This window comes from Oceanobacillus sp. FSL K6-3682 (genome assembly GCF_037976165.1).
Taxonomy (GTDB): Bacteria; Bacillota; Bacilli; order Bacillales; family Amphibacillaceae; genus Oceanobacillus; species Oceanobacillus sojae.
Window position 1 is genome coordinate 1,872,837 of sequence record NZ_CP150263.1, and the last position, 11,959, is coordinate 1,884,795.

The 11,959-nt window shown below is 38.1% G+C and carries 10 protein-coding genes and 1 pseudogene; 7 read left to right on the forward strand and 4 right to left on the reverse strand.

What is annotated here, in order from left to right; all coding sequences use genetic code 11:
* Window positions 1-60: 60 nt before the first annotated feature.
* Together MHH51_RS09455 and MHH51_RS09460 are read right to left on the reverse strand one after the other, a co-directional pair.
* Window positions 61-798, reverse strand: coding sequence for a sulfotransferase domain-containing protein (locus tag MHH51_RS09455; RefSeq protein ID WP_339285770.1), 738 nt, complete (start codon window positions 796-798; stop codon window positions 61-63).
* A gap of 6 nt (window positions 799-804) precedes the next feature.
* Window positions 805-1,947: an NAD-dependent epimerase/dehydratase family protein gene (locus MHH51_RS09460; RefSeq protein ID WP_339285772.1), complete on the reverse strand. Its 1,143-nt coding sequence runs from the start codon at window positions 1,945-1,947 to the stop codon at window positions 805-807.
* Window positions 1,948-2,110: 163 nt separating this feature from the next.
* On the opposite strand from MHH51_RS09460, the gene MHH51_RS09465 reads away from it, so the two are divergent.
* Complete coding sequence (locus MHH51_RS09465) at window positions 2,111-3,211, forward strand: glycosyltransferase family 61 protein (RefSeq protein WP_339285774.1); 1,101 nt, start codon at window positions 2,111-2,113, stop codon at window positions 3,209-3,211.
* 76 nt (window positions 3,212-3,287) lie between these two features.
* Here MHH51_RS09465 and MHH51_RS09470 read toward each other — a convergent pair whose 3' ends face one another.
* On the reverse strand, window positions 3,288-4,565 hold the full coding sequence (locus MHH51_RS09470; protein ID WP_339285775.1) for a glycosyltransferase family A protein: 1,278 nt from the start codon (window positions 4,563-4,565) through the stop codon (window positions 3,288-3,290).
* 209 nt (window positions 4,566-4,774) lie between these two features.
* Between MHH51_RS09470 and MHH51_RS09475 the strand changes: the two are divergent.
* Window positions 4,775-5,139 (forward strand): annotated as a pseudogene (locus MHH51_RS09475) (glycosyltransferase family 2 protein); the annotation flags it as partial.
* A gap of 7 nt (window positions 5,140-5,146) precedes the next feature.
* On the opposite strand, the gene MHH51_RS09480 reads toward MHH51_RS09475, so the two are convergent.
* Entirely contained in the window at window positions 5,147-5,479 is a 333-nt protein-coding gene (locus MHH51_RS09480) for a hypothetical protein (RefSeq protein WP_147208463.1), read from the reverse strand.
* A 346-nt stretch (window positions 5,480-5,825) separates the two neighbouring features.
* On the opposite strand from MHH51_RS09480, the gene MHH51_RS09485 reads away from it, so the two are divergent.
* The 5 genes from MHH51_RS09485 to MHH51_RS09505 all read left to right on the forward strand — a co-directional run bounded on the left by MHH51_RS09485 (window position 5,826) and on the right by MHH51_RS09505 (window position 11,957).
* Entirely contained in the window at window positions 5,826-6,896 is a 1,071-nt protein-coding gene (locus MHH51_RS09485; RefSeq protein WP_147208460.1) for a C45 family peptidase, read from the forward strand.
* 184 nt (window positions 6,897-7,080) lie between these two features.
* Window positions 7,081-8,274, forward strand: a complete 1,194-nt coding sequence (locus tag MHH51_RS09490) for an amidohydrolase (protein ID WP_339285778.1) — start codon at window positions 7,081-7,083, stop codon at window positions 8,272-8,274.
* A 58-nt stretch (window positions 8,275-8,332) separates the two neighbouring features.
* The gene (locus MHH51_RS09495; RefSeq protein ID WP_339285780.1) at window positions 8,333-9,934 is read left to right on the forward strand and encodes an ABC transporter substrate-binding protein; all 1,602 of its coding nucleotides are present in this window, start codon (window positions 8,333-8,335) and stop codon (window positions 9,932-9,934) included.
* 164 nt (window positions 9,935-10,098) lie between these two features.
* Window positions 10,099-11,043, forward strand: a complete 945-nt coding sequence (locus MHH51_RS09500) for an ABC transporter permease (protein ID WP_339285782.1) — start codon at window positions 10,099-10,101, stop codon at window positions 11,041-11,043.
* 62 nt (window positions 11,044-11,105) lie between these two features.
* Window positions 11,106-11,957 carry an ABC transporter permease gene (locus MHH51_RS09505; RefSeq protein WP_156985517.1) on the forward strand — a complete coding sequence of 284 codons (852 nt, stop codon included), beginning with the start codon at window positions 11,106-11,108 and terminating at the stop codon, window positions 11,955-11,957.
* Window positions 11,958-11,959: the final 2 nt, after the last annotated feature.

An 11,959-nucleotide genomic window follows, 5' to 3' on the forward strand; every position in this document is an offset into this window, starting at 1 on the left:
TTCACACCTTTCTGAAATGAAAACGCCTTCTTGAAACGGAAGGCGTCTACATAGAGCTTTTTAATTATATCCGAGCCTTGATAAAGTTTTAGCAAAAGTTTGATTGATTTGCTGCTGCTGGTCGTTGCTTAAAACAGATTTCCATTTATTTGCCTTGCCCTCTCTTACAAATGGAAGTGCAGGATTGACTAACTGCGAAGGACCATTTAAATGTTCCTTTTGCTTCTGCTCCAATGCTTTCATATTATCAAAAGAAGCCCAATGGACAGCTTCGTTAATTTCCTGCTCTGATCTGTTTAAGTTTAAGAAGTTTATCAATCTTTTTGCTTCTGTTGCAGTGTCTGCAAGAAGATCTTCATATTTCACAAGCAGGAAACCATTTCTGACTTTGTCCTGATTATCCAGCCAGCTTTCTACTTGAGCGTCCCACATACCGGGATCGATATCACCATTCATAAAGGCTGTAAAAAATGCATCGAATTGACGGCTTTCATTATAATATTTCTGGAAGTGATGATGATATGAAATAACGACATCCCTTGGATCCCTTACCAGGTAGATAACTTTGGGATAGGATGCGTCATAACCATTGTGGCTCCATACAAGATGCGGCGAAGGTAAGTTTTCAATTGGTTCGCTTGCCACATTTTGAATCATTTCGCCTTTTGTAGCCCAGTCCATTTTTTTTCGATATAACAGCGCAGTGACGAGAAATAATAAGAAGTTGTTACCGGATTTTGGATAGGCAACAAGACAAATATCGTCTTCCTGGCATGTATATGTTTTATTTGTTGACATGAGGTATCATCCTTTCTTTTCATCAGCTTCATTCGGCTGAACATCCAGATAGATGGTATCCGGGTTATCCGGATCAAACAATTCATTTGCCCAAAACATAACAATTATTTCATCGTCTGTTACGTTTTCAATCGAATGTGTGTATCCTGGAGGGATGTCTACTATTTCAATATTCTGATCTGAAACCTGATAGTTAATTAATTTTTCAGAATCAATTTTCCTTAATTTAATGGCTGCTTTTCCTTTGAGAACACAAAATTTCTCTACCTTTGTATGGTGATAATGGTTTCCTCTTACAACGCCCCCGAGTGATGTTGATATAAAAACCTGCCCTGCCTGATGCGATTTAATTAATTCCACTAAACTGCCTCTTTCGTCCTCATGAACAGGTAATTCATATGAAAAGTTATTAGCATCTAAATAAGATAGATAGGTCGTATACAGATATTTTGTTAATTTATCGGACAGGTCAGGTATAATCAGTGATTTCCGTACTTTCTTTATTTCGTAAAGCTTTTGGGCCACCTCGCCTACTGTTGTATGAAAGGTCTGATTGATGGAATAATAGAAAGACTTTTCCTGCTTTTTCTGTTCAAGACAATTAATGAAACTATCTATTACATCATCAATATATACGAGCTCAAGCATTTTATCCGCATCATGGATTTCAATATCTTTATCATGGGAAATTTCCTGGCAAAAGGTAGCCACAACCGAATTATAATGTGGTCTGCACCACTTGCCGAAGACGCCTGGTAAACGGTAAATGCACACATCTGCACCGGTCTTCATACTATAAGCTTTAAGAACATCTTCCGCAGCTTTTTTACTCAAACCATAAGGATTATTATGCTCAGCCTGAGTGGATGAGGTGAAAACAATTTTTGGTGTTTTATGATGATCTATTAAATAGCTGACTATGGATTCCGTAAGTCCTCTATTAACACTTTCAAATTCCTCCTTATTTTGTGGTCTGTTTACTCCCGCTAAATGGTAGATGATATCCGTATCGTTTAAATACTCATGCAGTAATGACAGGTCATCCCCATGACGATATTGTTTGAGCTTGACTCCTTTTTCTCTGAGCAGTCTATCAACCAGATTCTTGCCGATAAATCCGCCTGCACCGGTCACGGTTACGTTTATCATGTTATGAACCTCCAGTTTCTATTACCCATGTTTGTACGCAATCGGTGTGAATAGACGATTGTTCAACACCTTTGAATACTTTTCTACATATTATGGAGTATCCGGCGAAATGTGAAAAAATAGGGCATAGGCAAGGTTGTTAATTGAAAAAGGGGATGTATATATGTCAGATTTATATACTCATACAAAGGATTGGATTGAAAAAGAAACGCCAAAAGCGGGTATACATGATGCTTACAAAGAATTCTATACTGATGAAACAGTAACATATACACTTCCCAAAGGGGATCTGCCGGAATGGGTTGATTGGGTAAAACCGCCAAGGTTTGGAGAGACTCACAAGTTTGATAAATCCTATGTGGCGAAGATAGAAAAAGGGAGCATATGGATGTGCGATAAAGGGGAAGGTATGATTTATACACTGGCATCTGACCAGACTTACTTTCGCGATATGGTTTTTCATTTAAATTGGAATTATTTTGAGAAGATTGCAGTTAGAACTATTCCTTCTGCTTCCTCTTTTAAAGGAACACTGGGGGTTCTTGCCTGGGCCGGGCATACGAATTATTGGCATTGGCTCCATGATACATTGGGACGCTATCATTTACTGCAGCTCAGCGGATTTGAGATAGATAAATATGTTCTGCCTCCTTTAACATTGCCATTTCAGCGTGAAACGATTAACATGCTTGGAATCCCTGAGGATAAAATCTTACAACTCACGCCGGGAAAACATGTGAAAGCTGACCAATTGGTTTTGCCATCGGTGCCGTTTAATACAGGAACCTGTGTGAAATGGACAATTGAATTCCTGCGTGACGCATTTTTGAATAAGAGCCGCAATACAAGCACCAATCAATATGATCGAATCTATATCAGCCGGGAGGATGCTTCTTGGAGAAGGGTCGCCAACGAATCGAAACTGGTGGATCTTTTAACCAAAAAAGGATTTAAAAAAATTGTATTAAGTAATTTAACCGTGCAGGAGCAAATCGATATTTTTTCTTCAGCTAACGCTATTATAAGTCCGAATGGAGCTGGACTGGCAAATCTTATGTTCTGTCAGCCTGGGACAAAAATCATTCAGTTATTCACAGCTACGTCAGATGAATTCATAAAAATTGGACAATACCTGGATTTGGATTATCGTTTTCTAAAGTGCAGGACCGCTAACCCCGTATCTACAGAGCATGAAGTCATCAAAAATCTTGTAGTAGATGTGAAAAAAATGGCCGGAATTCTGGAGAAGGAAGGGATAGAGTAATCAGCATTATTTCAAAAATTCAGGTGCTTTTTTAGGCACCTGAATTTTTGATGGCAGGAACAGTCGTCCTTTATGGTTACTTCAGTGATTTTAAAAATTTACTCCATTCAGGACGGTTAGTTTTGGTGATGCTGTCTTTATGTTCCCTTACATTGTATACAGTAAAATCATGATATTGGAAACGATTGTCCTTGATTAATTGATTTAGCACACTAACATCTTCATAAAGCTTTCCATCTTTAAATGCAATCACTGGAAAGCCTTCGATTCTTTTTAAAGCAGAAGTACGATATATCCTTGGCCCAAGTGGGAAACGATAGGAGAGCAAGTCTGCTCTTCCGTTGATAATATTTCCTTTTGTCACTCCTTTAAAAAGAATATCTTCTTCTAATTGCTTCCACTTTCGGAGATTTCCATATAATACAGATACATTTTCTGACACGTCTGCCAGAAGTTTTTTTATAACAGAAATGGCATCAGGGTCCAGCCAATCGTCGGCATCAAGTTCTAAGATGAAATCAGTCGTAACATGAGGTAATAAATGGTTTAAAGCGATTGCTTTTCCTTCGTTCTTTTTTTCAAAAAGTCTCACCTGCTTACCATCGTTCCACAGCTTTAGCTGATGAGAGGAGTTATCTGTTGACCCGTCATCTATAATGAGTATCTGCTCTGGTTGTTCATTCTGCAGCAGGCAGGAGACAACGGCTGTTTCCACATATTGCTCCATATTATAGTTCGAAATGAGAACAGTCAGGCTTGGATTCGTTGTTTGGATTTTCTTCAGCTGGTATTTCTGCATAAATTTTTGTTTTTCCAGTATATTTACAGAATTGTTCCCTCTGGATTGAAGCACCATGTCTTCTTGGAAAGTCTTCATTGAACTCGATTTATCAAAAATCCAGGCGGGAAAAAGAGCCTCTTGAAACGGCAGCTGCGAGCTCAATAGAAATGGATGGCTTTTAAGAAAAGATGCACGCGCAAGGAAAGGACGATGAACAGCTATTTTTCGATTATGGTAGATGTTTGTTGAAAATGAATCTGATTGGGAGAGGTGAAGGGAATTAGCTTGAATAGCAGGAGAAAGGTAATCTGTATCATAAAGGAACAATACATATGAACTGTTGATTTGTTGAATGATATCGTTCAATGCTTTGCCAAAATGATGCTCTTTCCACATGAAAGTTTGTAGTTGCTCAAAGTGAATATCTTCCTGAATCCTGGTTAAAGGCATTCCCTCTTTATGGAGAACAATAACAGAATCTAGTCTGGAGCCAATCCTTTTTAAAGATACCAGAGCTTTATGGATTGCTGCTGCATCAGAATAAAGAAGGAGTATTGCTGTAATATCTTTCAATAGAAGGCCTCCATTCATTTACAGTATTTCTATTTATGTATATGAGTTCTTTTTAAATTTTATCCCCTTCGAAGGAAGCCTTTGATGCTATTTTGTTTGCTCGAAACTATCTTATCTGAAAAGGTCCATCCAACCATTTTTTAATTCTATGTTTCGGATAGAACCTCCGTAACATATATTAATATATCTTGTTTATTGGTGGTGTGAATATGGTGAAAATAAGTCTTTGTATGATCGTGAAGAATGAAGAAGAGGTGCTGCGTCAATGTTTAGACAGTGTAAAAGGAATTTGTGATGAAATCATTATTGTCGATACAGGTTCAACAGATAAAACGAAGGAGCTTGCAGGTGAATATACAAAGAAAGTAATTGATTTTGAATGGATTGATGATTTTTCAGCTGCGAGGAATTTTGCTTTCCAGCAAGCCACCTCACCTTATATTTTGTGGCTTGATGCCGATGATATTTTACAGGAAGAAAATCAAAAAAATTCAAAAAGCTGAAGGAAGAGCTGGATGATTCCGTGGATGCTGTTTCAATGATGTATCATATTGCTTTTGATGAATTTGATAACCCGTCCTTCAGCTACCGCTAGGTCCCGTCGGCCCCAAGTCCCCGCTAGGAATAATACTAGTTACTTGCTTTAATTTGTTATCCAATAGTAATTCTTTTTTCATAGCTGTCGCAAGCATATCTTGAACTGCTTCATTTACCTCCAATATTTCAGGTAAAGTTGCAGGTGTTGTCAGACCGGGAAGGGTGCCTAAAGCATATTGTATTTTTTCGCCCTCTGCATTAATAATATGTGAAAGCCCTAATTCTTCCATAGCAATGGAAGCTAATAGTAAATTGATTGCATCATCTCTTGTTAATGTAATATTAGGTGTAAAGTTTGGGATATTTGGTTGGGACATTATGATTCTCCTTTCATTAAAAATGGATATTTCAAACAAAATGTATTTGCGAGAAATATATTCACAAATCCAGCGTTCTCAACCAATATATTCTTTGGCACAAAGTCGGTGTAGACACATTACTATTATTTTTCTTTTCAGGGAAAATGGGTTGAAAGTATATAAAAGAAGAGAAGATATATAGGGAAAAAGTTGTTACATTAGAGGTAATATGAAGGTATAACCAGCGAAGGAACACTCCGGTGTGATAAAACAAGCAGGATCATTTCCTTTTTTACTTATACTTTGTACACTTAATATATAAATCATGGGCTATGAATAATTAGATAGTGAGAGGAGAGACAGTTTGAAAAAAATATCAACAAATGTTATTCAATTTCGGGGAACGCATTATGAATTTGGTTATCATCAAGGTACTTTAGTGAAAAATCATATCCTATTAAAGAATCGTGAAAATCAATGGAGGGTAAGAAAGCCTTTATTCTCTATTGATATTGAACAAACAAAACATGTTTTCCAAGAAATAGCACCGGCGATATGGGAGGAATTAATCGGCTTTGCAGAAGCGCTTAAATGGCCGTTGGAAAGAGTTCTGCTTGAATTTGGAGGGTATCGGGTTAAGCTGGACCGGTCAGGATGCTCGATTTTAACAGGAGAGAATTATTTAATCAGGAATTATGATTATCATCCTAAAACCTACGACGGGATTTATTCAGTATTCCAGCCAACCGATGCAGGTCATGCGGTGATAGGTGTAACTCAGAAAGTGACGGGAAGATGTGACGGCATGAACGAAAAAGGCCTGGCGATGGGATATACCTTTATGCACCGTAAACGTCCAGGAGATGGATTTGTTTGCAATATGATTGGAAGAATAATTTTAGAAACATGTGCCGATATCAATGAGGCTGTTGCGTTACTAAAGAATATTCCGCATCGCGGTTCATTTAGTTATGTATTACTTGATAAAAATAATACGGAGTCAATCATTGTAGAAGCTTCACCCAGAAATGTTGGGGTAAGGAAGGGAGCTGCATGTACGAATCATTTTCAAATCATGAAGGAAGAAAATCGCCATTATCTGAAGGATTCTAAAAGACGATTGGAAATCATGGAAAGCAATCGAGCAAATTCACTTCATGGAGAGGAAGCATTTCAATTGTTAAATGGTACAGAAAATGGTGTGTTTTCTAATCTTTATGGACAATGGGCAGGAACGATACATACTTCTGGGTATTTTCCATCCAAACTCGAAGCATGGCTTGCTATCGGTGGGGACCAGCAGCCAGTGAAATTTAACTTTGCATCTTGGCTGAAAGAGAATAATTTTCCAATTTCAGAAGTTACAGGGGTAATTAATACAGAGATTCCATTCGCGCATATGGAAAAAGCTGATTGGTATAAGGGAAATAAATAGATTTTAAGAAGAAGTTTTGTCTTTTTAGGCACAACTTCTTCTTTTTTTCATATAATCTTTCTAAACCTAGTTGACAACTAGGAATAATGAGTTTAAACTAATATAAAATTTCACCAATTTAGTTATTTAAAAAAGTGAAGATAAACAGACATATAAAACTGGAAAGCAAGTGAGGGACGGGAGAATGAGTAATATTAAAGAAAAAACAATTGATTCCATTTTTGAGGAAATTGATCATTCATTTGAGGAAGTAAGAGGCTGGAGAAGATACATGCATCAGCATCCTGAATTATCTTTTCAGGAAGTACATACAGCAGCGTACATTGAAGAAAAATTAAAAAGCTTTGGACTAGAGGTTCAAAAAAACATTGGCGGTCATGGTTTAATTACTGTTTTGGAAGGTAAAGAGCCTGGAAAGAAAATTGTATTGCGAGCAGATTTTGATGCTCTGCCGATTGATGATGAAAAAGAAACTTCATATAAGTCTACCAATCCGGGGGTAATGCATGCTTGCGGGCATGATGGGCATACAGCTGCTCTCTTAGGTGTAGCGAAAGTAATCAGTAAATATAAAGAAAAATTAAGAGGTAGCATTGTATTCGTCTTTCAGCCAGCTGAGGAAACTCCGCCGGGCGGAGCTAAATTTATGATTGAAGAAGGAATTTTAGACGATGTGGATTATGTTTTTGGAGCACATCTGGCTTCAGATATTCCTGTTGGAAAAGTAGGCGTAGGAGAAGGCTATCAAATGGCAGCGGTAGATAAATTTGCTATCGATGTTAAAGGTCATGGCGGTCATGGGGCCCGCCCGCATCAGACTACGGACTCACTTGTGATTGGAACAAGTATTGTAGAAGCTTTACAAAAAATTGTCAGCCGTCAAATTGATCCATTGAAATCAGCAGTACTTACAATCGGTGTTTTTCAAGCAGGAAATGCGTTTAATGTAATTCCGGACACTGCCCATATTGAAGGAACTGTCCGTACTTTCGATCCTACGGTTCGGGATAAAGTAGAAACAGAAATTCGTTCCATTTTAGACGGGATTACAAGTGCATTTCACGCAACTTATCAACTGGATTACCTAAGAGGATATCCAGCGTTATTTAATCATAAGGAAGAAACAGATTTAGCCAGAGAGCTTTTTAAAGAAGCTTTTGAAGAAAAGAATGTCGTAGAATTTTCACCAACCATGGGAGCAGAAGACTTTTCTTATTTTCTGGAAGCAAAACCTGGAACTTACTTCCGTGTCGGATCACAAAACGAGGATGAAGCAACACATTATCCACACCATCATCCGAGATTTGATATTGATGAACGTTCGTTAGTTAATATTGAAAAATCGTTTGTGTCCATTATCAGCCATTATTTATTTTAAAATGAAACCCAATAGCCGAGTAGTAAAATAATTATTCAACAACGAGGAGAAATGCAGAATGAAGAAGCGGTTTACTTTATTATTAATTTCAATTTTTACAATATTCATTTTAGCTGCCTGTGGAAATCAAGAACAGTCAGCAGGTGGAGCAGGAGATAGTAATGAGCCGGCAGGGGATCCTGTGGAAGGTGGAACATTGACGATTGCATATCCTTCTGAACCGGATACACTTGATTGGATGTCGACAGGAGCAACACCTACCCGAGATATTGCCTGGCATATTTTTGAACCATTACTTGCCTTGGATAATGATTATCAGGTACAACCGATGATTGCAGAAGATTTTACAGTTAGCGATGATGAAACACTTTATACGATTACGTTAAGGGATGATGTGAAATTTCATGATGGTTCTGATGTAACAGTAGACGATGTGATTGCATCTTTAGATAGATGGAGAACTGTTTCATCGGTTGGAAAAGAGTCTGATAGATTCATTGAATCCGTTACAGCGGTAGATGATAAAACAATTGAAATTCAATTGACAGAAGTATATAACGCATTTTTATCTGATATGGCCGCACCGAAAAATGCTTTGATGATTATTCCTGAAGAAATTGCAGAAGAAGCTGGAGAACAGCCATTAACACCGGAACAATTAATAGGAACAGGTCCTTACCAATTTGATAATTGGAGTCGTGGCAGTGAAATTGTTCTAACTAAATTTGAAGATTATGCTGCGCGTGATGAAACCGATTTAGGAGGATTGACAGGGGAAAAGGTCGCTTATTTTGATGAGCTGGATTTTCAGATTGTAAAAGATCCACAGGTTGCAATTAACGGTATTAAAACAGACTTGTATGATTATGCTTTATCAATTCCAAATGATTTATATGACGTTGTAGAAACAGATCCTTCGATTGATCCAGTAAGCTATATCAATGGATATTCTACGATTACACCGGATAAATCGGAGCCGCCGTTTGATGATATTAAAGTGAGAGAAGCTTTAAATCTTGCATTAGACAAAGAAGCAATTGCAGAAGCAACTTATGGAAACAGTGATTTTTATTCCTTTGATGGGGCACTGTTTGATCCAGAGCAGACGAAGCTTTATTCTGAGGAAGGTACAGAGAATTATTTAAATTTTGATCCGGAACAGGCAAAGGAATTATTAGCGGAATCTGATTATAATGGAGAGTCACTTAAAATAATGCATTCTAATGACTCAGAGACTTATAAACGAATTTCACAGATAATGAAGCAGCAGTTAGAGGAAGTAGGATTTACGATTGAAATTGTACCGCTAGAATGGGCGACATATTTAGAACAGTGGTCTGATCCGGCAAATTGGGATATTGTAGTTGTCGGCTGGTCAACACGATTCTCTCCAAATGAACTGGGTATGCTTGTCAATGACACCAATAGCAGCGGCTGGTATGACAGCGAGAGCTGGAGAGGATTAATTGATGACTGGGCTGTCGCTTCTGACGACGAAGCCAGATTAGATATTTTGTCAGAAATGAATGAAACTGTTTGGGAAGAGCTTCCGTTTATTAAAGTGGCTAATGAAACAAGGCTTGATATTAAAGGAGAACAGGTTCAATTAGAAGAAACATGGGTTGGACCAAGATTCTGGGGAGCCTGGAAGAATCAATAAATAAAAGGATTAAGAAGCCATGTTCATCCGTTATGCTGATATGGCTTCTTTTTCTATTAAATTTGAACACGTATTTAAACTGATAAAATATTACTATGCTGGCACCAGAAGCATCGGCTTATCAGGAGCCGCTATGGTAAAACAGCAAATGAGGTGAATGAGGTTTGTTACAATATACAATTCGTCGGCTTCTATCTATTATTCCAGTCATATTAGTGGTAAGTATTATTGTTTTTATGATTGTCCATCTAACTCCCGGAAATCCGGCTTACTTGATTCTGGGAGAGGATAGCTCAGCAGAGGCTGTCCAACAGCTGGAGGAACAACTTGGGTTGAACCAGCCAATAGTTGTCCAATTTTTTGACTGGGTGACAAATGTTTTTAAGGGAGACCTGGGAGAGTCTGTTTATTCTTCCGAACCGGTTCTATCTATTATATTGGATCGAATTGGACCTACCTTCAGCGTGATGTTGATTTCTATGATTTTTACGTTAGTTATTGCTATACCAATTGCGATTTTTGTAGTCTGGAAAAGGCAGACTGTTTTAGATCCGCTATTTATCTCAGCGTCTTTATTAGGTGCATCTATTCCAGAATTCTGGTTTGCTATGTTATTAGTATTAGGATTGGGAGTCAGTATCCCGATTTTTCCGGTAGCAGGTTATATACCAATTGCAGAAGGATTTCTGCTTTGGCTGCATCATTTAATCCTGCCGGCTTTTGTTCTAGCAACAGTAGAAATAGGTTTAATATCGAGAATGCTGCGTGACGGAATGTTAGAGGCAGTAAATCAGGATTATACGAAAACAGCCCGGGCGAAGGGAATAAAAGAGAGTGTTGTACTGATGAAGCATGTTTTTGCTAATGCTTTAATCCCGACAACTACCGTTATTGGTGTAACGATTGCAGGATTGTTAGGCGGGACAGTTATTATTGAGACGATATTTACCATACCAGGAATTGGGCAGCTGCTCATTGATTCGATTCACCGGAGAGATTACCCGGTAATACAAGGCGTTGTTTTATTTATTGCTGTTATTTATGTCGTTATCAATTTACTGGTTGATTTGCTTTATGGTCTGCTTGACCCGAGAATCCGTTATGATTGAGGCGGAAGTGCAGCACCATTTATGAGATTGATTTACTCTATTGAGAAAAAGGAGATATCCCTATGCTGAAGAAAAAAAGAAATCTTGTTGCTCTTTCTATACTGTTATTATTGACAATTGCAACAATAACAGCTGATGTCTGGCTGCCTGTTTCTCCTGGTTTTATAGATGCTGCGCAGCGGCTGCTTCCTCCATCCGGGACATTCTGGTTTGGTACTGACCATTTTGGAAGAGATGTTTTTGCATTAACTGTGGTAGCAGCAAGAGTCTCTCTGACTGTCGGTTTTACAGTTGCAGTATTAGCAACCATTCTGGGAACAATCACAGGCTTAATCGCTGGTTATTATAAAAAAGCAGATTTTATTATTATGCGCGTTATTGACGGTATGCTTGCCTTTCCTTCTTTACTTCTTGCATTGGCGCTTGTTGCAGCATTGGGAGGAAGTGTAACAAATATTATTATTGCATTAACTTTTTCATTTTGGCCGGTAATGACACGTATCGTAAGGTCAGCTGTTCTGCAAATAAATTCGGTTCAGTATATTGAAGCGGCGAAAACTTCAGGAGTCAGTGATCCGGTAGTTATATCGAAATATGTTTTACCGAATGTTTTGTCTCCTATTATAGTTCAGGGAACGTTTATCTTTGCGAAAGCCATTCTTGCAGAAGCGGCGTTAAGCTTTTTAGGTGTTGGGGTAGACCCATCAACGCCAACCTGGGGAAATATGCTTCAGGAATCACAAATTTATATTTCCATCGCACCGTGGATTTCCATTTTTCCAGGATTAGCAATTGTTGTTACCGTACTTGCCTTAAATATGCTTGGCGACGGATTACGTGATTCATTCGATCCACATGCAAGAAAAAACAAAAAAAGAAAGCAGCGCTTCGTTAAAACGAAAATAGCATCTTAAGA